Origin of the sequence: Mesorhizobium sp. M0152 (assembly GCF_040322415.1) — a bacterium.
In the GTDB taxonomy this organism is placed as follows: Bacteria; Pseudomonadota; Alphaproteobacteria; order Rhizobiales; family Rhizobiaceae; genus Mesorhizobium.
The window spans coordinates 12820-36979 of the sequence record NZ_JAMYTH010000021.1 but is presented as its reverse complement, the minus strand read 5'-3'; the positions used below and the strand labels follow the sequence as shown (position 1 = coordinate 36979).

The 24160-nt window shown below is 65.6% G+C and carries 22 protein-coding genes; 17 read left to right on the top strand and 5 right to left on the bottom strand.

Annotated features, from left to right (window positions below; all coding sequences use genetic code 11):
* Window positions 1–5: 5 nt before the first annotated feature.
* Window positions 6–1967 (top strand): phosphoenolpyruvate--protein phosphotransferase, encoded by a 1962-nt coding sequence (ptsP, locus tag NKJ26_RS20625; RefSeq protein WP_352696758.1) that lies wholly within the window; start codon window positions 6–8, stop codon window positions 1965–1967.
* 114 nt (window positions 1968–2081) lie between these two features.
* Here ptsP and NKJ26_RS20620 read toward each other — a convergent pair whose 3' ends face one another.
* The gene (locus tag NKJ26_RS20620) at window positions 2082–2885 is read right to left on the bottom strand and encodes a hypothetical protein (RefSeq protein ID WP_352696756.1); all 804 of its coding nucleotides are present in this window, start codon (window positions 2883–2885) and stop codon (window positions 2082–2084) included.
* Window positions 2886–3041: 156 nt separating this feature from the next.
* On the opposite strand from NKJ26_RS20620, the gene NKJ26_RS20615 reads away from it, so the two are divergent.
* On the top strand, window positions 3042–4058 hold the full coding sequence (locus NKJ26_RS20615) for a sugar-binding transcriptional regulator (protein WP_352696754.1): 1017 nt from the start codon (window positions 3042–3044) through the stop codon (window positions 4056–4058).
* On the opposite strand, the gene NKJ26_RS20610 is transcribed toward NKJ26_RS20615, so the two are convergent.
* From NKJ26_RS20610 to NKJ26_RS20600, 3 genes are read right to left on the bottom strand one after another with little or no spacing between them, the layout of a single operon-like run.
* Window positions 4045–4896 (bottom strand): TIGR01459 family HAD-type hydrolase, encoded by an 852-nt coding sequence (locus NKJ26_RS20610; protein WP_352696752.1) that lies wholly within the window; start codon window positions 4894–4896, stop codon window positions 4045–4047. The genes NKJ26_RS20615 and NKJ26_RS20610 overlap by 14 nt on opposite strands.
* Window positions 4893–6218 (bottom strand): FGGY-family carbohydrate kinase, encoded by a 1326-nt coding sequence (locus NKJ26_RS20605; RefSeq protein WP_352696750.1) that lies wholly within the window; start codon window positions 6216–6218, stop codon window positions 4893–4895. Before NKJ26_RS20605 ends, NKJ26_RS20610 begins: the two co-directional genes overlap by 4 nt.
* Window position 6219: 1 nt before the next feature.
* A complete protein-coding gene (locus NKJ26_RS20600) occupies window positions 6220–7263 on the bottom strand; it encodes a class II aldolase/adducin family protein (protein WP_352696748.1) in 1044 nt (347 codons plus the stop codon).
* Between the two features lie 189 nt (window positions 7264–7452).
* Here NKJ26_RS20600 and NKJ26_RS20595 point away from each other — a divergent pair, with 189 nt between their 5' ends.
* The 7 genes from NKJ26_RS20595 to NKJ26_RS20565 all read left to right on the top strand — a co-directional run bounded on the left by NKJ26_RS20595 (window position 7453) and on the right by NKJ26_RS20565 (window position 14718).
* Window positions 7453–8235, top strand: a complete 783-nt coding sequence (locus NKJ26_RS20595; RefSeq protein ID WP_352605793.1) for a DeoR/GlpR family DNA-binding transcription regulator — start codon at window positions 7453–7455, stop codon at window positions 8233–8235.
* Window positions 8232–9614 (top strand): carbohydrate kinase, encoded by a 1383-nt coding sequence (locus NKJ26_RS20590; protein WP_352696746.1) that lies wholly within the window; start codon window positions 8232–8234, stop codon window positions 9612–9614. The genes NKJ26_RS20595 and NKJ26_RS20590 overlap by 4 nt, the downstream gene beginning before the upstream one ends.
* Window positions 9611–11155, top strand: a complete 1545-nt coding sequence (locus NKJ26_RS20585) for a sugar ABC transporter ATP-binding protein (protein ID WP_352696744.1) — start codon at window positions 9611–9613, stop codon at window positions 11153–11155. The genes NKJ26_RS20590 and NKJ26_RS20585 overlap by 4 nt, the downstream gene beginning before the upstream one ends.
* Window positions 11152–12144: an ABC transporter permease subunit gene (locus tag NKJ26_RS20580; RefSeq protein WP_352696742.1), complete on the top strand. Its 993-nt coding sequence runs from the start codon at window positions 11152–11154 to the stop codon at window positions 12142–12144. The genes NKJ26_RS20585 and NKJ26_RS20580 overlap by 4 nt, the downstream gene beginning before the upstream one ends.
* 77 nt (window positions 12145–12221) lie before the next feature.
* Window positions 12222–13160, top strand: coding sequence for an ABC transporter substrate-binding protein (locus NKJ26_RS20575; RefSeq protein ID WP_352605784.1), 939 nt, complete (start codon window positions 12222–12224; stop codon window positions 13158–13160).
* A 71-nt stretch (window positions 13161–13231) separates the two neighbouring features.
* Complete coding sequence (locus NKJ26_RS20570) at window positions 13232–14125, top strand: sugar phosphate isomerase/epimerase family protein (protein ID WP_352696740.1); 894 nt, start codon at window positions 13232–13234, stop codon at window positions 14123–14125.
* A gap of 239 nt (window positions 14126–14364) precedes the next feature.
* Entirely contained in the window at window positions 14365–14718 is a 354-nt protein-coding gene (locus tag NKJ26_RS20565; RefSeq protein ID WP_352696738.1) for a cupin domain-containing protein, read from the top strand.
* A 117-nt stretch (window positions 14719–14835) separates the two neighbouring features.
* Here NKJ26_RS20565 and NKJ26_RS20560 read toward each other — a convergent pair whose 3' ends face one another.
* A complete protein-coding gene (locus NKJ26_RS20560) occupies window positions 14836–15522 on the bottom strand; it encodes a GntR family transcriptional regulator (protein WP_352696736.1) in 687 nt (228 codons plus the stop codon).
* 293 nt (window positions 15523–15815) lie between these two features.
* Here NKJ26_RS20560 and NKJ26_RS20555 point away from each other — a divergent pair, with 293 nt between their 5' ends.
* Genes NKJ26_RS20555 through atzF form a run of 8 tightly spaced genes read left to right on the top strand, consistent with a single transcriptional unit; the run spans window position 15816 to window position 24126 of the window.
* Window positions 15816–16943, top strand: a complete 1128-nt coding sequence (locus tag NKJ26_RS20555) for a BMP family ABC transporter substrate-binding protein (protein ID WP_352696734.1) — start codon at window positions 15816–15818, stop codon at window positions 16941–16943.
* 55 nt (window positions 16944–16998) lie between these two features.
* The gene (locus NKJ26_RS20550) at window positions 16999–18087 is read left to right on the top strand and encodes an ABC transporter permease (protein ID WP_352696838.1); all 1089 of its coding nucleotides are present in this window, start codon (window positions 16999–17001) and stop codon (window positions 18085–18087) included.
* A complete protein-coding gene (locus NKJ26_RS20545) occupies window positions 18087–19013 on the top strand; it encodes an ABC transporter permease (protein WP_352696732.1) in 927 nt (308 codons plus the stop codon). Before NKJ26_RS20550 ends, NKJ26_RS20545 begins: the two co-directional genes overlap by 1 nt.
* A gap of 16 nt (window positions 19014–19029) precedes the next feature.
* Entirely contained in the window at window positions 19030–19731 is a 702-nt protein-coding gene (gene biuH, locus NKJ26_RS20540) for a biuret amidohydrolase (protein WP_352696730.1), read from the top strand.
* A 10-nt stretch (window positions 19732–19741) separates the two neighbouring features.
* A complete protein-coding gene (locus NKJ26_RS20535; RefSeq protein WP_352696728.1) occupies window positions 19742–21274 on the top strand; it encodes an ABC transporter ATP-binding protein in 1533 nt (510 codons plus the stop codon).
* Entirely contained in the window at window positions 21274–21942 is a 669-nt protein-coding gene (locus NKJ26_RS20530) for a cysteine hydrolase family protein (RefSeq protein WP_352696726.1), read from the top strand. The genes NKJ26_RS20535 and NKJ26_RS20530 overlap by 1 nt, the downstream gene beginning before the upstream one ends.
* Window positions 21935–22285, top strand: coding sequence for a cupin domain-containing protein (locus NKJ26_RS20525; protein ID WP_352696725.1), 351 nt, complete (start codon window positions 21935–21937; stop codon window positions 22283–22285). The genes NKJ26_RS20530 and NKJ26_RS20525 overlap by 8 nt, the downstream gene beginning before the upstream one ends.
* The gene (gene atzF, locus NKJ26_RS20520; RefSeq protein WP_352696723.1) at window positions 22282–24126 is read left to right on the top strand and encodes an allophanate hydrolase; all 1845 of its coding nucleotides are present in this window, start codon (window positions 22282–22284) and stop codon (window positions 24124–24126) included. Before NKJ26_RS20525 ends, atzF begins: the two co-directional genes overlap by 4 nt.
* Window positions 24127–24160 lie beyond the last annotated feature (34 nt).

Sequence of the window (24160 nt, the reverse complement as noted above, 5' to 3'; positions counted from 1 at the left end):
TTGCCATGGAACGCTCGACCATCGTCAGAGTGCATGAAGGTCTGCACGCTCGGCCCGCCACGCGGTTCGTCAAGCTCGCCAAGGCTTTCGAATCCGACGTGGAACTGGTCAAGGACGGCAAGGCGGTCAGCGCCAAGAGCTCGGTCAAGCTGATGCTGCTGGCGGTCAAGGAGAACCAGGAGGTCACGGTGCGGGCGAACGGCGCCGACGCCATCGAGGCCATCGAGGCGCTGATAGGCTATCTCGAGAACCCCAAGGCGGGCCTCGACGATGAGGCTGAGTCGCAGAGCGCGGCGAATGCCGGGCAGGACCTGGTATCCGCGGCGGCACCTGTTGGGCCAAACAGCCTACGCGGCGTCGCGGCAAGCGAGGGTGCCGCCATCGGGCCGGCCTTCGCGCATTTTCCGCCTGATATCGCCGGACAAGGCCGCATGTTGCAGGCTGAAGAGATCGCCAGCGAGATCGACAGGTTCCGCGCCGCCGTCAGCGCCGTTCAGGCGCGGATGGACCGGGCGTTGGCGCACGACAGCCTGTCGGCTGGAGACCGCGGCATCGTCGCGGCACTCAGGGATATCGCCGCCGACGATAGCCTGACCGGCGAGGCCGAGGACCTGATCACGGGCGGCAATGACGCGGTTTCAGCCGTGATCACCGCCGCTTCCACCATCGCCGCCGATTTCAGCGCCGTCGACGATCACTATCTCAACGCGCGGGCGGACGACGTCCACGCGGTCGGACGGCAGATCTGCCTAGTGCTGCTCGGGCAGGATGACGTCAGCCTCGAGAACATCCCCGAAGGCGCCATCCTCATCGCCGACGACATCGGTGCCTGGGATCTGGCGCGCGCGCCGCTGAAGCGCATCGGCGGCGTGGTGTGCGGCCATGGCGGCGCCACCTCGCACATTGCCATCATCGCCCGCTCGCATGGCATTCCGGCGGTGCTGGGTCTTGGCGACCAGGTCAATGCCTTGCGCATGGCGCGCGAGGTGGCCATTGACGGCAACACCGGCCAAGTGATCGTCGATCCCGATGCGGCGACGTCCGCCGATTTCGCCGGCCGTGTCGAAGCGGCGGCAAAGGAACGTGCCGGCCTGACCGTTTTCAAGACCGTGACGCCGAAGCTCGCCGACGGCAAGGTGATCGAGGTCGCGGCCAATATCGGTTCGCTGGAGGAAATCGAGGCGGCGCAAGAGGCGGGCGCGATGGGCGTCGGCCTGTTCCGCACCGAGCTTCTGTTCATGCGCCATATGCATCTCCCGTCGGAGGACATGCAAGCCGAGACCTATGCGGCGCTGGCCAAGGCTTTCGCGCCCTATCCTGTCATCGTGCGCACGCTCGACATAGGCGGCGACAAGCCGATCGCCGGCATCGAGTTTCCCGACGAGGAAAACCCTTTCCTCGGCTGGCGCGGCATCCGCATGTGCCTCGACCGGCCCGACATCTTCAAGCGCCAGCTCAGGGCGCTGCTCAGGGCCGCCGTACACGGCTACATCAAGGTGATGCTGCCGATGGTGTCCGATATCGGCGAGGTGAGGCAGACGCGGGTGCTGGTCGACGAATGCGCGGCGGAACTGGACGCCGAAGGCGTGCCCTATGCGACGTTCGATCTCGGCGTAATGATCGAAACCCCGGCCGCCGTGCTGATCGCGCCGGCGCTGGCCAAGGAGGTGGCTTTCTTCTCGATCGGCACCAATGATCTCACCCAGTACATCATGGCCGCCGACCGGCTGAACCCGACCGTGGCCAAACTCAACGACGTCACCAATCCGGCGGTCATGTCGGCGATCGAACTGACAGCCAAGGCGGGCGTTGCCGCCGGCATTATGGTCGGCATGTGCGGCGAGGCGGCCGGCCGTCCCGATCTCATTGCGACCTTCGTCAAGATGGGGCTGACCGAGTTGTCGATGAGCCCGGCCTCGATCCAGCGCGCGAAGAAGGCGATCATGGCCATGGCGGCCGAAGGCTAGGGCGGTTCACCGTTTGCTGAAAAGCCGAACCGCTCCATCTCTTTGTTTTTGCGCAATTCCGGACGAAAAAGCGTTCTGCACTTTCCCGGAATTGCCCTATGCGATTGTGGACAGTCAGGGCAGGTGGGCGAGCAAGGTAGCGAAGACAGGCGTCAATTCACCGATCGGGCTTGCCTTTGCGCAGGCCTGGACAAGGCGGTCGTGACGTATACCGGCTGCCAGGATGGCGATCTCCAGCATATCCGGCTCCGGCGAACCGTCGCTGCCTTTCGTCGCCAGGCCGCAGGCAAGCACGACCGGCGCCAGGCAGCTTATATCGAGCGCCCGGTCGGCAAACGCCGCCGGTGTTTCAGGGGTGGCTTCGGCAAATCGGACCGGACGCTGATTGAGGCACTCGACCAGCAGCGCCGAACAGGCAGCCGAGATCGCCTGCAATCCCGGGTCGGGCGCGGCCAAGGTGGCCAGGAGATCGCCGTGCCGCTTGCGCATCGACGCATGGACAGCGGCGAAATCGGCTTCGTGGATGCGGGCGTTCTCGATCTTCAGGCCGCCCAGCACCGCCTTGGTCAGATAATACATATCGCGCCGGAACAGGCGCTCGGCGCTCAACTGCCGGTCCTCGTTGCCGGCCGGGAAATAGGTGCCAAGGCCTTTTATTGTGGTTCCGTCCACCGCTATCGGGCGCTCATGTGGAACAAAGGACTCAGCGATCGACAGCGCTTCGTCGACGGCGCTTGCGGCATGACCGAGCAGTCCTTCGATGCCCTTGCCCGGAAAGGGCGGCAGATGGCTGGTCGCTTCGCGCAAGATGCTGGCGTCGCCGGTGCTGTCATGACGGCTTTGGCGGATGGTATCGCGGACTTCCCGCAGCCGGTCCTTCAGATTGACGCGGACGTCTTCGGAAATTTGTCGGAGCATCGCGGTTCGCCTCGAAATTGCTGCGAGCGGCCGCCAGCAGGAAGCCGGTCACCAGCTCTACATTGTTCCTATCGATTGGTAGATCAATAGGCGATAGTAGACCAGCATGCAGAATCGGCGACGGCGCGTTCGTCCATCGCCGCAGGAGGAACAGAGTTGGGCAGGCGACGACAGGGCGAAATCGAGAACGGTCGAGAGGCAAGCGAGGCAACCGAGCAGGTGGTCAACGAAAGCCGGACGGATCGCCTCAGGATCCGCGCCGCCTGGATGTATTTCGTCGAGCAGATGACGCAGAACGAGATAGCCGACGTGCTCGGCGTCGGCCGCGTCACCATCGTGCGCATGCTGGCGGAAGCCAGGTCGCGCAACGAGGTGAAAATCACCATCGAGAGCGAACTGTCCGAGATCGTGAGGCTGGAGCGCGCGCTGGAGCGCACGTTCGGCCTGCAGCAGGCGCTGGTGGCGCCGCTGACCGCGCCCAATGCCGATCCGCTCCCCGCGATCAGCGCCAAGACCGGCAGCTTCTTGTCCGACACGATGAAATCCGGCATGCGCGTCGGCGTCGGCTGGGGACGGACGCTGTTCTCAAGCCTGCCTTTCATCAGCGCCAAGTCGCTCACCGATTTCAAGGTCATTTCGTTGCTGGGCGGCGTCGGCGTCGTGCGCCGCTACAACCCAGCCGAGTTCGCCTGGCGCTTCGCCCAAATCTTCCAAGGCGACGGCTATCTCATCCCGACGCCGGCCGTCGTCGACAGCGTCGAGACCAAGATCGCGCTGGTCGAACGCTGCGGCCTGCAGGAGGTTTTTGAAATGGCCAACGTGCTCGATGCCGTTCTGCTGAGCGTCGGCGGCATTGCCTCGGCCACCACCTTCTCTCGCGGCGGCTTTCTCAAGGAAGCGGACCGGGAGGCCCTGCTTGCGCGCGGCGCCGTCGGCGACCTCCTGTTTCATTTCTTCGACCGCAATGGCGACCTGGTCGACCATCCCGTCAACAGCCATGTGATGTCAGTGGATGTCGACCGTCTGCGCAAGGCGCCGATCCGCATCCTGACGTCCGGCGGCGAAGAGAAGACCGAAGCGCTGCTTGGCGCCATGTCTCTTATCGCCCCGACGATCCTGATCACCGACGAAGAAAGCGCAAGGCGCATGCTGGAAGCGGTCAGCGCAAGCTGAAGGCGCCCGTTATGTAGTCCGGCTGGGCCCCGTATTCGTCGAAAACGCCGGCAAGGTCTGGCGTGTCCGCCAATATCCCGCTCAGTACCAGTGCCGTGGCGAGGCCGACGCCCTTGCCGCCTGCGATGTCATGCTCGACGCTGTCGCCGACGCAGACCACGCTGCGCCGGTCCGGCTCGCCGGCCAGCGCCAGTGCTGTCTCGAAAATCGCCGGACCAGGCTTGCCGATGCGGGTGACGCTGCCGCCCAGGCTCTCATAGAGGTCCGCCAGCCGGCCGGCGCCGAACCGGGGACCGACGGCAGTCAGCATGACGGTGTCTGGATTGGTGCAGAAGCACGGCACCTGCCGTGCCGCTGCCGGCGCAAGCAGCCGGCGATAGTGGTCGAGGTCGTAGCGGTCGCCCTCGCTGGCCGCGATCAGCACCAGGTCGGCGGTGTCGCCGGCTCCGGTCAACACAAAAGGCAGACCCTCGATCGCCGTGCGGTCATTATCGCGGCTGATCAACAGGCAGTTCGTGCCAGGCCGCAACGCTCCGGTCGCCGCCATTTCGTGGAAGGATCGCCACGCCACCTCGCCGGAGGAAACGAAATGATCCCAGCTTCCGGCCTCGAAGCCGAGCCTCAGCAAACGGTCTTCATTGGGCCTGGCGCGCCTGCCGGAGTTGGAGACCAGTACCACGGTCTTGCCGGCGCGCTTCAGTGTCGACAATGCAGCCACCGCGCCTGGATAAGGGGCGGAGCCGTCATGCAGCACGCCGAACTGGTCGAGCAGGAAAACCTGGTAGCGCTCCACCAGCGGCCCGATGCCGTCGAGGCGTTCGACCATTGCGGTATTCATAGCGGCCCGGCCCCTTTCAGACATAGCAACCCTGCCTTGTCCGCCCCCTTCAGCGCCAGCCTGGCGGTGCCGGCGGCTGCCTCGTCGGAAAGCGCGGGCAGGAACTCGACGCCGAGCTTGCGCCGTCGGATCGCCGTCCAGGCCGGGTTTGCCGCGCCGCCGCCGACGCTGCGGACCGAGGTCAGCGCCGGCGCGCCGAGCTCGCCAAGCCGGCGATAGCCGAGCGCTTCGATCGCGGCCATGCCTTCGAACATTGCCTTCAGATAGTCGGCATCGTCCACCGGGCGCGGGACAAGGCGCGGAGGGAGCGCCGGATCGGCGATCGGGAACCGTTCGCCTGATGTGGCGAGCGGATAATAATCGAGGCCGGTCTCGGTCGCGGGGTCAATTGCCGCGCTGAGTTCGATGATGCGGGCGAGCGGAAAATGCCGCGCCAGCACCTTGCCGCCGGTATTCGAGGCGCCGCCGGCCAGCCAGGCATCGCCCAGCCGATGGCTGTAGATGCCGTATCGCGGCGCTGAAATCGGCCGGTCGGACAGGATCTTGATGGTCAGCGAGGACCCAAGCGCCGTGACGCCGTCGCCGGCTGTGTCCGCACCTGTCGCCAGAAACGACGCGCAGCCGTCCGTCGTGCCAGCTACCACAACCACATCGTGCCGCAGGCCGAACAGGTCGGCAACAGATGCGGCGAGCGTGCCGGTCACATCGCCCGGCTGGACGACCCGCGGCAGCAAGTCCAGGCGCATTCCGGTCGCCGCGATCCAGTCCGGCCAGCGGCGGGCCTCGACATCGTAGCCGGTTTTCAAGGCATTGTTCTCGTCGCTGGCGTCGAAGCGGCCCGAGAACTGTCCGGCGATCCAGTCGGCCTGATGCAACACCGCCGCCACGCCCGGCAGATGCTGGAAGTGAAGCGCCTTGGCGAGGCCTGACGTCGCGCCATGCGCGGCGCTCCCCGCCGGCGCCTCGCGCGCGATCGCGGCCAGCATGTCGTCGTCGTCGACCTTGTCGCTGTACATCAGCGGCTCGGCGAGCGGCCGTCCGGCACCGTCGACCGGCAGCAACGTGCCCGAGGTGCCGTCGACGGCGATGGCGCGGACCGTGGTCCGGTCGATGCCGGCAAGCAGCTCCGCCAGCGCCGTCCGGACCGCTTGCCACCATGCGATCGGGTTGCGCGGATCTTGGCCAAACGCATCGAGGCGGACGGCGGATTGGCCGGCAATGGAAAAGTCCGGGCGCATGGCGACGGCGCGCGCGCCAGAGGTGCCGATATCGACGCCGACGACAAGGCAACCGGAAAGAGGCGAGCCGGCGACGGACGACATATCAACCCCCCGAGGCGTTCAGCTTCTGGCGGTACTGCTCGGCGTCCCAGTTGACCAACTCGTCATTCTCCGCCTCGGTAAGGTAATTCAACGTCGCCGTAACATCGACCCGCGCCGTCACGTCGGCAAGGCAGCGCTGCATGGCGTCCGCGCCGGCGCTGGCATTGCCGCGCATCAGGACGCCAAGCCCGGGAAACAGGATCGACGCGGGCTGATCGCCCAAGCGCTCGGCCACGGCGGCCGCATTTTCGCCGGGGCCCGCCACGACCGAGCCTTGGCCAAGGAAAATGACGTGATCCGGGTACAGGCTGCCACCTGACGCCATGCGCCGGCTTTCGGGGTCGATGGCGACGGCATGCGCCTCGACATCGGCCGGCAGCCTGTAGCCGGCGTCTCCGGCAAGCGCCTTCAGCGCCGCGAGGTCCGGTGCGGCTGCCTTGCGCGGCGATCGCGCCAGCAGCCCGGTGACGCGCCGCAGCAAGGTTTCGGCCTCGGCCACCGTGTCCGCCGCGACGACCAGGCCGTGATTGCCGAGGATCAGGACATCGACGCCTGGCCGCAGCCTTTCGGCAATGCCGCGGGCAAGCGGCAGGCCCGGCCGGAAATAGGGCACATACGCCCATTCGATCGAGGCGAGCCGCCTGGCCACCTCGGCCTCGCAATCGGTCTGCACGGCAAGCGAGATGGTATCGACGCAGTGGACATGCAGGACCACGCGCTGTGGCATCAGGGCGTGGACCGTGGTCTCGATCGACGGACGCAATCCGCGTGCGTTGAGCTCACCGATGGCGAAGCCCTGCGGCTGGTCGGCGGCGCGGTCGCGCCGTTCGACCGCCTCGAGCAGCGGCGACATCGCCACGGGCACCATGATGTCTTCGGCAAGCGCGTCCTTCAGCCAGGTGCCTGAAGCCTTGATCCAGAGCGTGTCGCCGGCTTTCAGCGAGGTGTTGCCGCCGGCGGCCTGGGTCAGATGCGGGTCGCGTCCGATGGCTGCCGAAAGCGACCGCAGCGCCGCCATTTCCTGCGCATCCGCTTGGGTCCCCATCGCATTTCCTCCAGCAATCCGTCTTGCCCGACCTGGAATTCACATGCGGTGCGGGTAACAGGTGATATCGCAGATAAGAGTGAGTTCCGTCAACCGTGATCTAATTTCGTCAGATGCGGCTTGCAATCGAACTAATGTTGAGTAAGTTACACCAATTGCCGTCGCAGAACGACATGCGGGAGGAAACAGGTGAGCGATTCCGGCCGCCAGCGTCAGATCGTCGAACTCTTGCGGGATCGCCCCTTCGCCTCGGTGCGCGAGCTGCAGGAGCGGCTTGGCGTTTCGGCGGCGACGGTGCGGCGCGATATCGACAGGATCGACGAAGCCGGCGAGGCGCGGAAGGTCTATGGCGGCATTTCGGCGCTCGACGGCGCTTCGCAAGCTGGAGTCGCCTATGCCCGTCCCTATGACGAGAACCGTGACCTTGCGGTCGAGGCCAAGCGGCAGATCGCAGCGATCGCGGCGACCATGGTGCGCGACGGCGACGCGGTCATCGTCCATGGCGGCTCGACCTGCTTCCATCTCGGCGTCAAGCTCGCGGATCGCAACATCCGGCTCTACACCAATTCCATGCCGCTGGCGGCCTATCTCAGCGACCATGGCCATTGCAGCCTGACCGTCGCCGGCGGCGAGCTGCATCGCGAGCCCGGCATCATTCATTCGCTCACACAGGCGGTGCCCTTCTACGCCTCGAAGTTCTTTGTCGGCGCGCAAGGCATCGGCGCGGAAGGCGTGCTGGAATCACATCCGCTGCTGGTGCGCTCGATCGTCGAACTCAGCCTTTGCGTCGACCAGATCGTAGTGCTGGCCGACAGCCGCAAATTGTCGATCCAGGCCCGCAACGTGGCGCTGCCCCTGTCACGCATCGGCACGCTGATCACGGACGACGGGCTTTCGGATGCCGACGCGCGCATGCTGGAGGATGCCGGCGTCACGGTGCGGATCGCGTCCACCTCGGGAGCGATCGCGTGAAGCTGGCCGTCCTCGATTTCGGCAAGACCAATTCGAAGCTGTTCGTCTTCGGAGAGCACGGTCGCATCCTCGACGAACGACGGACCCAGCCGCAATGGACGCGCCAGGCGGATTTCGTCGTGCTCAACGAGGCCGAGCTTCATAATTGGGCGGTCGGCGCCGTGGGCGATGCGGTCGATCGCCATGGCGTGGAAGGCCTGATGATCTCGGGCCATGGCTGTACCTTCGCGCTGGTCGACGATACCGCGCTGACGCATCCGATCCTCGATTACGAGCAGGAGCCGCCGGCTGAAATCGCCGCGCGGATCGATCGCCGCATTCCCGATTTTGCCGAAACTTTCTCGCCGCGCCTGCCGCTTGGCTTCAACTATGGCCGCCACATGCTGTGGCTCCAGGAGGTCGATCCCGATGCGTTCGCGGCGGCGAAATCGATCCTCGGTTATCCGCAATACTGGAGCTGGCGCCTCGGCGGCAGGCCGGCCTCGGAAGTGTCCTATCTCGGCTGCCATTCGCATCTGTGGGCGCCGCGCAAATCCGACTTTTCCTCATTGGTCGACGGCGAGGGGTGGCGCGGCCAGATGCCGGCCTTCGCGCGCGCCGGCGCTGTCATAGGCGAACGGCGTTTCGGCCAGAACAAGCGGCCCATCGCCATCCATAACGGCGTCCATGATTCGAACGCGGCGCTATATGCCTATCGCCGGCAGGAGTTGGGGCCGCTGACCGTCGTCTCGACCGGCACTTGGGTGGTCGTGCTCAATCCCGATTGCCCGCTCGAAGCGCTCGACCGCAACCGCGACATGCTGGTCAATGTCGATGTCGACGGCGGCCCGGTGCCGACCATCCGCTTCATGGGCGGACGCGAATTCGCTGCCATCAGCGGCGACTGGCAAGGCCCGATCGAAGGCGCGGCGCTACAGGGCACGATCGATGACGGCATCATGGCGCTGCCGAGCTTCGCGCCGGGTGGGCCGATGCCGGGTCGTCCCGGCCGGCTGGTCGGACGCAAGCCAGATGCCGTGGAACGCGCGGCCGCGGCGCTGCTCTATGTGGCGCTGATGGTCGATCTCTGTCTCGATCTGATCCATTCGAGCAACACCGTGATCGTCGATGGCGGGCTCAACAATGGCGGCTTGCTCGCCAGCCTGCTGGCGCAACTGCGTCCTGGCCAAGCCTTCATGCAGGGCGCCACGCTGGAGGGCAGCGCCACCGGGGCGGCGGCTCTGGCCTTCGAGAGCACCGGGCATGAATTCGCCGCCGAGCGACCGGAGCCGGTGCTTGCGGCGAGCCTGGCTGGCCTTGCCGGCTACCGCGACAGCTGGCGTGATTTTGTTACCGCAGGGCGCGGGACCGCCGGCAAAGCGGCGGGAGGTGCACGATGAGCGCGGCGGTCAAGACGCAGCCGGCGCGCCAGCCGGTGCTGGAAATGCGGCACATTTCGAAGACGTTTGGCACGATCCGCGCGTTGCAGGACGTCTCGCTCACCGTCCATGCCGGCGAATTGCATGCTTTGATGGGTGAGAACGGCGCCGGCAAATCGACGCTGATGAAGGTTCTGTCGGGCGCCTATCGGCCCGATCCCGGCGGCGAGATCCTCATCGACGGCGTGCCTGCCGCGACCGGCGATCCGATCAAGGCGCGCGCCAGCGGCGTCGCGGTGATCTACCAGGAACTGTCGCTGGCACCCAACCTGACGGTGGCGCAGAACATCTTCCTGGGCAACGAGCCGCGCCGGTTCGGCATCGTCGACCGCGACCAATGCAACCGGCGCGCCAGCGAGATCGTCGGCCGGCTCGGCGTGTCCTTTTCGGCGCGTGCCCTGGTCGCCGGCCTGTCGCTCGGCGAGCGCCAGCTGGTCGAGATCGCGCGCGCGCTTTCGACCAATGCGCGCATCATCGTCATGGACGAGCCGACCACCTCGCTGACCTCGCGCGAAACCGAGCGGCTGTTCGAGGTGATCGCGACGCTGAAGGCGCAAGGCATCGCCATCATCTACATCAGTCACCGCATGGAGGAGGTCTACCAGCTTGCCGACCGCGTCAGCGTGCTGCGCGACAGCGGCTATGTCGGCACGCTGGAGCGCGCCGACCTCAGTGCCCCGCGCCTCGTGTCGATGATGGTCGGCCGCGACCTTTCCGCCTTCTACAAGAAGGACCATCGTCCGCCGGACAGCGCGCGCGCCGTGGCGCTGTCGGTGCGCGGCATGTCCGACGGCCGTCTGCTGAAGAACTGCTCGTTCGATCTCCACAAGGGTGAAGTGCTGGCCCTGGCGGGTCTCGTCGGCTCCGGCCGTACCGAGCTCGCCCGGCTGGTCTTCGGCGCCGACAAGCGCATCACGGGCACCATGGAACTTGACGGAAAGCCGATCTCCATCGGCTCGCCGCGCGAGGCGCTCGACGCGGGCATTGCCTATCTTACCGAGGACCGCAAGGAACTCGGCCTGTTCCTCGACATGTCGATTTCGGACAATATCAACATGGGCGTGCTGGCCAGGGATGCCCGGGCAGGCGGCTTTCGCGACTTCGCGGCGGCCGAAAGGCGGGCGGCGAAAACCATCGCCGAGCTGTCGATCCGCACCCGCTCGGCGCAAGCCAATGCCGGCTCGCTGTCGGGCGGCAACCAGCAGAAGGTGCTGCTCGCCCGCCTGCTCGAGACCGAGCCGAAGGTCGTCATCCTCGACGAGCCGACACGCGGCGTCGATGTCGGGGCGAAATCGGAAATCTACCGGCTGATCGACAGCCTCGCCAGCAAGGGCATAGCCATCCTGATGATCTCCAGCGAACTGCCGGAGGTGATTGGCGTCGCCGACCGCGTTCTGGTGATGCGCGACGGGGCCATATCGGGCGAGGTGACGGCATCCGAAGGCGAGCCGCTTCGCCAGGAAGCAATCATGGAACTTGCCACGGGAGCGGCCAAGGGATGACCGACAGAACGACGACGTCCGGAGATCAGGCGGCGGTCAGAAGCCGGCGGCTGCGTACCGCCTTGGCAGCACTTGGCATGCTGCCGGTGCTGGTGCTGCTCGCGGCCGGGTTCCAATTCATCAATCCGCGGTTTCTGACCGGCACCAACCTGCTCATCGTCACGCAGCAATCGTCGATCAACATCGTGCTCGCCGCCGGCATGACCTTCGTCATCCTGACCGGGGGCATCGACCTGTCGGTCGGTTCCATCCTTGCCGCCTCGGCCATGGTGGCGGTGCTGGTCTCGCTGGTGCCGGACTGGGGCCTGCTCGGCGTACCGGCGGCCATTCTGGTCGGCCTCGGCTTCGGGCTCATCAACGGGCTGCTCGTCGCCTATATCCGCTTGCCGCCCTTCATCGTCACGCTCGGCTCGTTGACGGCGGTGCGCGGCGTCGCCCGCCTGCTCGGCGAAGACACGACGGTGTTCAACGCGGACCTGCCGTTCGACTTCATCGGCAATGGCTCGCTGTTGGGCGTCCCCTGGCTGGTCATCATCGCGCTGTCGGTCGTGGTGCTGTCCTGGCTGGTGCTGAAGCGCACCGTGCTCGGCACCTGGATCTATGCCGTCGGCGGCAATGCCGAAGCAGCACGGCTGACCGGCATCAAGGTGCCGCTGGTGCTGCTTTTCGTCTATGGCGTTTCCGGCCTTCTGGCTGGCCTTGGCGGTGCCATGTCGGCGGCCAGGCTCTATGCCGCCAACGGGCTGCAGCTCGGGCAGTCCTACGAACTCGACGCCATCGCCGCCGTCATTCTCGGCGGCACCAGCTTCGTCGGCGGCGTCGGTTCGATCTGGGGCACGCTGATCGGCGGCCTGATCATCGCGGTGCTGTCGAACGGCCTCATCCTGGCCGGCGTTTCGGACATCTGGCAGTACATCATCAAGGGATTGGTCATCATCGTGGCGGTCGCCCTCGACCGCTACAGGCTCCAGGCAGGAGCAAGAACATGAATGACCTTGTCGCCGGCATCAACGACCGGCTTGTGTAACGCACCGTGAGAGGCGCGGGGCATCAGGAGGAAGTAAGCGTGAAGACCATTGCAAAACTGCTCTGCGGCGCCGCGTTCGCGGCCGTCGCCATCGCACCGGCCTCGGCCAAGGACCTGAACAAGGTCGGCATCTCGGTCGGCCTGCTCGGCAACCCGTTCTTCGTCGCCACGATCAAGGGCATCGAGGACGCGGCAAAGAAGATCAATCCCAACGTCGAAGTGACCTCGGTGTCGGCCGACTACGACCTCAACAAGCAGGTTTCGCAGGTCGATTCCTTCATCGCCGCCGGCGTCGACGTGATCATGCTCAACGCGGTCGACGCCAAGGCGATCGCGCCCGCGGTGAAGAAGGCACAGGCTGCCGGCATCGTCGTTGCCGCCTTCGACGTCTCGGCGCCGGGCGCCGACGTCACCGTGATGACCAACAACGTCAAGGCCGGCGAGGAGGCCTGCCAGTACCTTGTCGACCAAACTGGTGGCAAGGGGGACTACGTGATCCTCAATGGACCGGCGTCGTCGTCGATCCTGGAGCGGGTGAAGGGCTGCAAGAACGTGCTCGCGCAGCATCCCGACATAAAGATCCTGTCCGACGACCAGAACGCCGAAGGCTCGCGTGACGGCGGCTTGAAGGTATTCCAGTCGCTGCTGACGCGCTTCGACAAGATCGACGCGGTGTTCGCCATCAACGATCCGACGGCGATCGGCGCCCAGCTTGCCGCCAAGCAGCTCAACCGCTCGGAGTTCGTCTTCACCGCCGTCGACGGCGCTCCCGACATCGAGAAGGAACTCGCATCCGGCAAATCGATGATCAAGGCCTCGGCATCGCAGGACCCTTACGTGATGGCTGGCCAGTCGCTGACGATGGCTGCTGACCTGCTTGCCGGCAAGAAGCCGGCGGAGCCGGTCGTGCTGCTCGATCCCAAGCTGATCACGGCCGAGAACCTGAAGGACTACAAGGGCTGGACCGCCGCCCGCTGATCCGTTCAACACGGGCGCGGCCGGTTAACCCGGCCGCGCCTGTCCTCATCGTGCCAAAACCGGAGACGATCATGTCGCGCATCGGAATCCATTCTTTCGTCTGGTCGGCAAGCTCCGCGCAGGGCGAGCTCGAACGCACGCTGGCCAACACCAGGGAAGCCGGTTTCGAGCTGATCGAATTCTCCTATCTCGACCCAGCCAACGTGGACATAAGCGGGCTCGCCAGGCGCATCGCCGATCTCCGCCTCGGCGTGGCGATCAGTATCGGATTGCCGGCGGACGGCGACATATCGAGCGCCGACAAGGCGGTCGCGGCGCGCGGCGTAGAGATACTCAACGACACCATCGGGCTGACGCGCGACCTCGGCGGCGGCAAGGTCGCCGGCATTCTCTCGACCAGCCATGGGTTGCAGACCGAGCCGCCGACGCGCGATCAATGGAACCGCAGCGCTGCCACGCTGGCGAAGATCGCCGAAACGGCCAAGGCGGCCGGCGTCACCCTCAATCTCGAGATCGTCAACCGCTTCGAAAGCAATCTGCTCAACACCGCCGCGCAAGGCCTGACCTTCATCGAGGATACAGGCTCCGACAACATCTTCCTGCATCTCGACACGTTCCACATGAACATCGAGGAAGCCGATGTCGGGCTGGCCATCCGCCATGCCGCGAGCAAGATCGGCTATGTCCATATCGGCGAAAGCCATCGCGGCTTCCTCGGCACCGGCAATATCGACTTCGCGGCGATCTTCGACGCGCTGACCGCGATCGGCTATGCCGACGATATCAGCTTCGAATCCTTTTCTTCGGAGATCGTCGACGAGAACCTGTCGAAGAAGACCGCCATCTGGCGCAATCTGTGGACGGACAACATGGCGCTCGCCAAGCACGCGCGCGCCTTCATCGGGCTCGGACTGGAGACGGCAAGGCGCAAGGCGGAACTCGTCTCGGCGCGCCACAGGCCCTGAAGCTACCAAATCGACGGGGCAGCTATTCATGATAGGAATTTTTTCTTGACAGGGTGAGTGCAGCTATGGTAGATATTTACCTGTGGTGCAGATTTGCGCCAATGACCCGCCGCACAGGCGGGTTTTCGTCTGATGCTTCTCAACCAACGTTGCCCTGGTTGCGTGTGGCGCAGCATTGCCCACGCCACGCGGATCGACTATGCGACGTTGCGATAGCGAAGCAAAACGGAGCCGCGGCGATGACGAACAAGACGATCCTCAAATTCGGCACCGTCGAGAACGCGGATACCGGCGATCTCGCTGGCTGGGTCGTGGTCGAGGGCAAGCCGACCATGAAGACCGCCGTGCAGCACACGACCGAGGACGGCAAGGTGATGTCGGGCACATGGCAGGCGACGCCCGGCACCTACCATGCGACCTATACCGACTATGAGTTCGTGCACATGATCGCCGGCCGCATCGTCATTACGCCCGACGGCGGCGCGCCGGTCGAAGTCGGCCCTGGCGACGCGTTCGTGGTCGAGGCGGACTTCAAGGGAACCTGGAAGATCATCGAGCCGGTGACGAAGCATTTTGTGGTCAGCGTGGGCTGAGCTGGTTTGAACTGAAGCGCCGCGCGCCTTCCTGGGCGTAGTGGATGCCGAGATCCGGACGGGCAGGCGGACATTCGATGGCTGGCTCGGTGTGTCGCCGCTGAAACCAAATGGATGTCAGTCGAGGGTGACCGGCGTCGTGCTTGCGGCTTTCGGCTGGTCGCCGGCGGCAAAGACCGCGCTCGCCTCGCTGACGATGGAAACGTGATCTCGTGCGGCCTTGCCGGCAGCATTGCCATCGCCGCGCATGATCGCCGTAACGATCGCGTCGTGCTCCTGCCAGGACTTCGCCAGACGGCCCGGCAGCATGAACTGGGCGCGGCGGAACGGCGCCAGGCGGCTGCGCGTCATCACGGTCATCTCGTAGATGTGACCGTTGTGGGCGCCGCGATAGAGCCGGCTGTGGAACTCGGTGTTGAAATACTCGTAATCCTCCTCGGCGCGTAGCCGCACCAGCCGTGCCGAAGCCTGATGCTCGATCTCGAGCGCGCGGCGCTCGGCGCTGGTCATGCGCTCGGCCGAGAAGCGCGCGCAGATCGCTTCCAGCTCGGCCATGCTCTCGAACATCGAGGCGAGGTGCTCCTGGGTGACGACGGCGACGATGGCGCCGCGGTTGGGCCGCCTTTCGACAAGGCCCATGGCGCTGAGTTGGCCGAGCGCCTCCCGGACCGGGGTGCGTGAGACGTCGAAACGGGCGGCGAGCGAAGTCTCGTCGAGCTTTTCGCCGGGGCGCAGAAAGCCGGTGACGATGCGGTCGCCGATCGCCCTCACCATCTGATCCACGGTCGTGCCCGACCTGATCAAGCTGCGCTTCCCCGACAAATCTCCTCCGTATGGTCTTTTCGCGGAATCGGCCGGCCCGCCAGCCTCTTCGACTCGATATACCTCTGTATGCCTCCGTTTTAATCTGCCTGTCAAACTGGCTACTTTCAAGGCAAAAAGTGCATGCAATTGCTTGCCGCGTGAGCAGGTGGTTTTAAGGTGATCATTGATTTCACTTGATAAATTTCACAATCTGAACTGGCACGGTGATTGCATACACTTCCTTGACGGCATGTTAACCGACCCGGAAAGGGTCCTGAAGGGGAGCATTCATTATGACCGCGAGATTCACGCTTAACCGCCGCGAGCTGCTCAAGACCTCCGCCGCCGGAGCCGCACTTGGGCTCGCCTCGGCATCCTTTCCCATCGGCCGCGCCCTCGCTGCCTCCGCCGCTGTCGGCTTCATCTATGTCGGCCCGAAGGACGACTACGGCTACAACCAGGCGCATGCCGAAGGGGCGGCGGCGCTGAAGGGCATCGAAGGGCTCTCCATCGTCGAGGAGGAGAACGTCCCCGAGACGGTCGACGTCCAGAAGACCATGGAATCGATGATCAACCTCGACGGCGCCTCGCTGATCTTCCCGACCTCCTTCGGCTATTTCGACCCGCACATGCTGGCCATGTGCGCGAAATTCCCCGACGTGCAGTTCCGCCATTGCGGCGGCATGTGGAACAAGGACAAGCATCCGATGAATGCCGGCTCCTATTTCGGCTATATCGGCATGGGCCAGTACCTGAACGGAGTCGTCGCCGGCCACACAAGCAAAACCAAGAAGCTCGGCTTCGTCGCCGCCAAGCCGATTCCGCAAGTGCTGCTCAATATCAACTCGTTCCTGCTCGGCGCCCGCTCGGTCGATCCCACTATCACCTGCCAGGTGATCTTCACCGGAGAGTGGTCGCTGGCGGTCAAGGAGGCGGAAGCCACCAACGCGCTGGTCGACCAGGGCATCGATGTCGTCACCTGTCATGTCGACAGCCCCAAGGTCGTGGTCGAGACAGCCGCCGGCCGCGGCGCCTTCGTCTGCGGCTATCACGCCAACCAGAGCCCGCTGGCGCCCGAGAAATACCTGACCGGCGCCGAATGGAACTGGGCCAAGGTCTACAAGATGTTCGTCGACGACCTCATCGCCGGTAAGCCGCTGCCCAATTTCACACGCGGCGGGCTGGCCGACGGCTTCGTCAAGATGAGCCCACTCGGCCCCGCCGTCTCCGAGCCGGCCCGAAAGCAGTTCGACGCCACTTTGGCCGAAATGACGAAGGGCGGCTTCTCCGTCATCAAGGGCCCGCTGAAGAACAACAAGGGCGGGGTCGTTGCCACCGAAAGCCAGGCCTTCGCCGAGACGGCAATCGAACTCGAAAGCATGGACTATCTCGTCGAGGGCGTCGTCGGCTCGACCGCCTGAACCGGACGGAGGCGATAGCATGACAGACACCGTGGCAAGTGCCGGCGCGCCGGCGATGTTCGGCGCCAAGAGTTATCCGGCGGCGCTGGAACGGATCGCCCGGCGGGCCGAGGCTTTCGTCATTCCGCTCGCGGCGCTGGTCGTCGGCATGGCCCTGTTCAGCCTGTTCATCCTGGCTGTCGGCAAGTCGCCGGTCCAGCTCTATGAAACGATGTGGCGCGGCGGCTTCGGCTCGTGGTTCTCCGTACAGAACTCGCTGTCGCGTGCTGCACCGCTGTTGCTGGCGGCACTCTGCGTGGCGCTGCCGGCCCGGCTCGGCCTCGTCGTCATCGGCGGCGAGGGCGCCATCGTGCTCGGCGGCGTCGCCGCAGCCGCAGCCGGCATGGCGCTCGACGGCGCCCCCTCCTTCATCGTCATTCTCGTCATGGGCGTGGCGGGCATGGCCGCCGGCGGCATCTGGATAGGTGCCGTCGGCGCGCTCCGCCACTACCGCGCCGTCAACGAGACCATCTCCAGCCTGCTGATGGCCTATATCGCGATCGCCTTGATGAACCAGCTGGTCGAAGGACCGTTGCGCGACCCGGCCTCGCTCAACAAGCCCTCGACCCAACCGCTGGCCGACATCTACCGCATCGGAAACATGCCGGGCATGGAGGTCCATTGGGGGCTTGCCGTCGGCGTCGTCGCCTGCGTGCTGTCCTGGGTGCTGATCGAAAAGACGCGCTGGGGATTCGCCGCCCGCATCGCCGGCGGCAATGTCCGGGCGGCCCAGGTGCAGGGGCTCGCCGTGGGCTCGCTGGTCGTCGGCTTCACCGGCCTGGCCGGCGCCTTTGCCGGTCTTGCGGGCATGCTGGAGGTCGCGGCGGTGCAGGGCAGCGCCAACGCCTCGCTAGCGGCCGGTTACGGCTATACCGGCATTCTCGTCGCCTTCCTTGCCCGCCACAATCCGCTGGCCATCATTCCGGTCGCCTTCCTGCTCGGCGGCATCGATGCCTCCGGCGGGCTGATCCAGCGCCGCATGGACCTGCCCGACGCCACGGTCCTGGTGCTGCAAGGCATGCTGTTCATCGTCATCCTGTTCAGCGAGACCTTCTACGGCCGCTTCAGGGCCTTCAATCCCGATCTTTGGCGGAGGAGCAACTGATGGACGCCAGCGGGATCGGCCTCTGGGGCGTGCCGCTCGCCATCCTCGGCGGCGCCATCCGCGTCTCCACGCCCTTCATCTTCGTCTCGCTCGGCGAAGCCATCACCGAACGTTCCGGCCGCATCAATCTCGGGCTGGAAGGCACGCTGGTGTTCGGCGCCATGACCGCCTATGCCGTGGCGGTGATGACCGGCTCGCCCTGGCTGGGCCTGCTCGCCGCCGCCGGTGCCGGCTTGTGCTTCGGCCTGTTTCACGGCTGGATCTGCAAATTCCCGCGGGTCAACGATATCGCCATCGGTATAGCGCTGATGCTGTTCGGATCCGGCCTCGCCTTCTTCTTCGGCAAGCCGTTCATCAAGCCGAAGGCGCCCAACCTGCCGGCCATTCCTCTCGGCGGCTGGTCTGATATCCCGCAGGTGCAGGCGGCACTCGACGTCAACGTATTGTTCCTCATCGGCGCGGTGCTGTCGGTCGTGTTGTGGTGGGCCTTCCGCAACACGCGCGCCGGCCTCATCGTGCGCGTGGTTGGCGACAACTCGGACGCGGCACGCGCCATGGGCCTCAACCCCGATACGGTGCGCCTGCTCGCCACCGGCGTCGGCGGCGCGCTGGCCGGCATCGGCGGCGCCTATCTGTCGCTCTATTATCCCGGCAGCTGGACCGAACGCATCTCGTCTGGCCAGGGGCTGATGGCGGTGGCACTGGTCATTTTCGCGCGCTGGAATCCGCTCGGCTGCTTTGCGGCCGCACTTCTGTTCGGCGGCGCGGGCGCGCTCGGCCCCGCGCTGCAATCGGTCGGCGTCACGCAAGGCTACTACCTCTTCTATGCCGCGCCTTACATCCTCACCCTCGTCATCATGATCGCCACCTCATCGCCGAGCCGCTCGCTGGCCGGTGCGCCGGGCGAACTGTCGATCACCAAATGAGACCGGAGTTTTTGCCATGAACGCCAGGGCCGGTATTACTCAGCGCTATATCGACGCCGATCCCTATCCCTGGCCCTATAATGGCGATCTGAGGCCCGACAACACGGCGTTGATCATCATCGACATGCAGACCGATTTCTGCGGGCCGGGCGGCTATGTCGACCATATGGGCTACGACCTGTCGCTGGTGCGGGCGCCGATCGAGCCGATCAAGTCGGTGCTGTCGGCAATGCGGGCCAAGGGCTACACCATCCTACACACGCGCGAAGGGCATCGCCCCGATCTCGCCGACCTGCCGGCCAACAAGCGCTGGCGCTCGCGTCGCATCAATGCCGGTATCGGCGACCCTGGCCCGTGCGGGCGCATCCTGGTGCGCGGCGAGCCGGGCTGGGACATCATTCCCGACCTTTACCCGATCGAGGGCGAGCCGATCATCGACAAGCCGGGCAAGGGCTCGTTCTGCGCCACCGACCTGGAGCTGATCCTCAATCAGCGCGGCATCCGCAACGTCGTGCTCACCGGCATCACCACCGATGTGTGCGTTCACACCACCATGCGGGAGGCCAACGACCGCGGCTATGAGTGCATGATGCTGGAGGATTGCTGCGGGGCGACGGACCATGGCAACCATCTGGCGGCGATCAAGATGATCAAGATGCAGGGCGGTGTCTTCGGCACGGTGTCGAACGCGGCCGCGCTCGTCGCCCAGCTGCCGTGAGGACATCGCGATGAGCGCAACGATCCACAAGAAGGCGGTTGGCGTCGAAACCATCGGCATGACCATGCGCTTCGGCGGCTTCGCGGCGCTGGATGGCGTGTCGGTGAAGGTGTCGGCCGGATCATTCCATGCGCTGCTCGGCGAAAACGGCGCCGGCAAGTCGACGCTGGTGAAATGCATGATGGGGTTTTATCACCCGACCTCCGGCGACATTCTGGTCGACGGCCGCGAGGTCGGGATCGCCAGCCCCAGGGACGCCTCCGCGCTCGGCCTCGGCATGGTCTACCAGCATTTTACGCTGGTACCTTCGCTGACCGGTGCCGAGAACCTGGTCATCTCGCGCGAAAAGGTGCCCGGCGTCATCGACTGGCGTAAGGAACGCAGCGAACTTGCCGTGTTCATGGACCGCATGCCGTTCAAGCTGCCGCTCGACGTCAAGGTGGCCGAACTCGCCGCCGGCGAGAAGCAGAAGCTGGAGATCGTCAAGCAGCTCTATCTCGGCCGCAGCTTCCTGGTACTGGACGAGCCGACCTCGGTGCTGACGCCCGGCGAGGCCCAGGAGGTGCTGGGCCTTGTCCGCGACATGACCAAGGCCGGCGATCTCACCGTGCTGATGATCTCGCACAAATTCCACGAGGTCACGGCGTTCGCCGACGAGGTCAGCGTGCTGCGCAAGGGCAAGCTCACCGGCACCGGCCGCGTCGCCGATCTCGACCATCGGGCGATGGCGGCGATGATGATCGGAGACCAGCCGATCGCGGCGCTCGACAGTCGCGCCGAACCCAGGCCGGATGCGGAGATCGTGCTCAAGGTCAAATCGCTGAAAGCGCCTGACAGAACCGGCCTGAAATCGATCAGCATCGAGGATCTCTGCGTGCGCTCCGGCGAGATCGTCGGCATTGCCGGCGTTTCCGGCAACGGCCAGAAGGAATTCCTCGAAGTTCTGGCCGGACAGCGTGCGCGCGACGCCGGCGAGGTCATGGTTCGCGGCTCCGGCTATGCGGCGACGCGTGCCGAAGCGCGGGCGCTCAATGTCCGCCTGATCCCGGAGGAGCCGCTGAAAAACGCCTGCGCACCTAAGATGACGGTGGCCGAAAACATCTCCTTCCGCACCTTCGACATCGACGGCAACGGCAGGCCGGTGAACTGGATCAGCGCCGGTGCTATAAGGGCATTCAGCGCCCGGCTGGTCGAGCAGTTCAAGGTCAAGACCGCCTCGCTGTCCTCGCCGATCGCCTCGTTGTCGGGCGGCAACGTGCAGCGCGCCGTGCTCGCCCGCGAACTCACCGGCGAGGTCGATCTTCTGATCGTCTCCAACCCGTGCTTCGGCCTCGACTTCTCGGCCGTGGCCGAGATCCGCGCCCGCATCATGAAGGCGCGCAATGCGGGGGCCGCCGTGCTGTTGATGTCGGAGGATCTCGACGAATTGCTCGAACTCTCCGACCGCATCCTGGTGATGTCCGACGGCGCGCTGGTCTACGAGACGCCGATCGCGCAGGCGAGCGTCCAGACCATCGGCGCGCACATGGCGGGCCATCATTGATGGCCGAAATCGCAGCGCAGCCGTTTCCGTTCGCCTTCAGGCCCCAGACCGTGGCGCTGGTCGTCATCGACATGCAGCGCGATTTCGCCGAGCCCGGCGGCTTCGGCGCCAGCCTGGGCAACGACGTCGGCCGGGTGACCGCGATCGTGCCGACGGTGAAGAGACTGATCGAGGGCTTTCGCGCCGCCGGCCTGCCGGTGATACACACCATGGAGTGCCATAGGCCCGACCTTTCGGACCTGCCGCCGGCCAAGCGCAATCGCGGCAATCCGTCGATCCGCATCGGCGATGCCGGCCCGATGGGCCGCGTGCTGATTGCCGGCGAGCCGGGCACGGCGATCCTTGACGAGCTTGCGCCGCTGCCCGGCGAGATCGTCATCGAGAAGCCCGGCAAGGGTGCCTTCTATGCCACCTCCTTCGGCGAGGACCTCAAGAGGATCGGCGCCGAGCAGCTGGTCTTTGCCGGCGTCACCACCGAGGTCTGCGTGCAGACGACGATGCGCGAGGCCAATGATCGCGGCTATGAGTGCCTGTTGGCCGAAGATGCGACGGAAAGCTATTTTCCGGAGTTCAAAGCGGCAGCACTTGCCATGATCAGGGCGCAAGGCGCCATCGTCGGCTGGACGGCGACGACCGACCAGGTGCTCGAGGGGATTGCCAATGCCTAACCTTGGTTTTCCCGGGCTGCTCGACGGCGGCTGGCGCGATCTGGCGTTCGAGCACTTTCGCGAGGGCATCACGGTGCACTGGCTGCTCAAGGGCGGGCCGGCCGAACCATCGGTGGCGATCCTCGACTACCGGCCCGGCGCCGGCGTGCCGCGCCACCGCCATGTCGGACTGGAAACCATTCTCGTGCTCGAGGGCTCGCAGAGCGATGAGAACGGGCATTATCCTGCCGGCAGCGTGGTCCTGAACCCGGTCGGGACCGAGCATTCGGTGTGGACGAGGGACGGCTGCGTCGTACTGATCCAATGGGATCTGCCGGTGATTATTCTGGGGGAGGCTAAATGAGTGATATCCGCTTCGATATCGGCAGTCTGCACGCGGCCTACGCGGCCGGCGTCGATGTCGCCGCCATGATCGATGCCGTTCATGCCCGCATCGAGGCGGCTGACGATCCGGGCATCTTCATTCATCTTGCCAGCAAGGCGCAGATGCTGGCGCAGGCGCAAGAGCTCGGGCCGTTCGACCCGGTGGCCAAGCCGCTATGGGGCGTGCCTTTCGCGGTCAAGGACAACATCGATGTTGCCGGCATGCCGACGACTGCCGCCTGCGCCGACTATGCCTATGTGCCGGAGACGGACGCCACCGTCGTGGCACGGCTGAAGGCGGCCGGCGCGCTGGTGGTGGGCAAGACCAATCTCGACCAGTTCGCCACCGGCCTTGTCGGCGTGCGCTCGCCATATCCGATCCCGAGGAACGCTGTCGATGCCAGCCTGGTGCCGGGTGGCTCCTCGTCAGGATCCGCCGTTGCGACGGCGCGCGGCATCGTCTCCTTCGCGCTCGGCACCGATACGGCCGGCTCCGGCCGTATTCCCGCCGGCCTCAACAACATCGTCGGGCTGAAGCCGACGGTCGGCGCGCTGTCGGCCGCCGGCGTGGTGCCAGCCTGCCGCACGCTCGACTGCGTCTCGGTGTTCGCGCTGGCCGTCGACGACGCCTATCGCGTATTCTCGGTCGCTGCGGCGCGCGATGCCACCGATCCGTATTCGCGCGACATGGCCGTCCAGCCGCTCGCCAAGCGCCCGCCAGTGCTGAGCGTCGGCGTGCCGGCGAAGTCGGATCTCCAGTTCTTCGGCGACGCCTCGATGCAGGCGGGCTTCGAAGCGGCCCTTGCCACATTGGAGGCGCTCGGCTGCCGGCTGGTCGAAATCCCATTCGGCGATTTCTACGCGACCGCCAATCTGCTTTACGAAGGCGCCTGGGTGGCCGAACGATACGCGGCGATCCGCGACTTCATGGACGCCAACGAAGCGGCCATGCATCCGGTGACGCGCAAGATCATCGGCGGCGCGCGCAGCCTGTCGGCGGCCGACGCCTTCAAGGGCTTGTATGCGCTTCAGGCCTACAAGGCCAAGCTCGCCCCTGTTATCGCTTCGGTCGACCTGTTCTGCGTGCCGACCGCGCCGACGCATTATGCCCTCGACGCGGTGCTCGCCGATCCGATCGCCACCAACAGCCGGCTTGGCACCTACACCAATTTCGTCAACCTGCTCGACATGTGCGGCATCGCCGTGCCGACAGGCGAGCGCGACGATGGGCTGCCCATGAGCGTGACCTTGCTCGCCGAGGCGGGCATGGATGGCCTCACCGCTGCACTCGCACGCGACATCCATGCAAGGAGCGGCCTGCCACTCGGCGCAACCGGGTGGCAGCAACTGGACATTGCGCCCGCGGTTTCGCCCGCCGATGACGCAATGGTCGATCTCGTGGTCGTCGGTGCGCATCTGTCAGGCATGCCGCTCAACGGTCAACTCCGCCAGCTCGGCGCGCAATTCTCGCGGGCGGCAAGGACCGCCGCCGCCTACAGGCTCTATGCCCTGGCCGGCCAGTCGGTGCCCAAGCCGGGGCTGATCCGCGTCACCGAGGGGGGCGCCGCCGTCGAGGTCGAAATCTGGCGGCTGTCGGCCGACGCCTTCGGCCGCTTCGTCGCGGCCATCCCATCGCCGCTCGGTATCGGCACGATCGAGCTCGAGGACGGGAATTCGGTCAAGGGCTTTCTGGTCGAATCCGCTGGCCTGAGCGGTGCGTCCGATATCTCGTCCTTCGGCGGCTGGCGCCGTTTCGCCGATCGCGGCAAACGCATGGTTGGGAACACAGGCATCGTCGGGAACACAGCCATCCCCGCCTAGGCATCGCAGCCCCGCTACGTAGCGGATTTTTGGC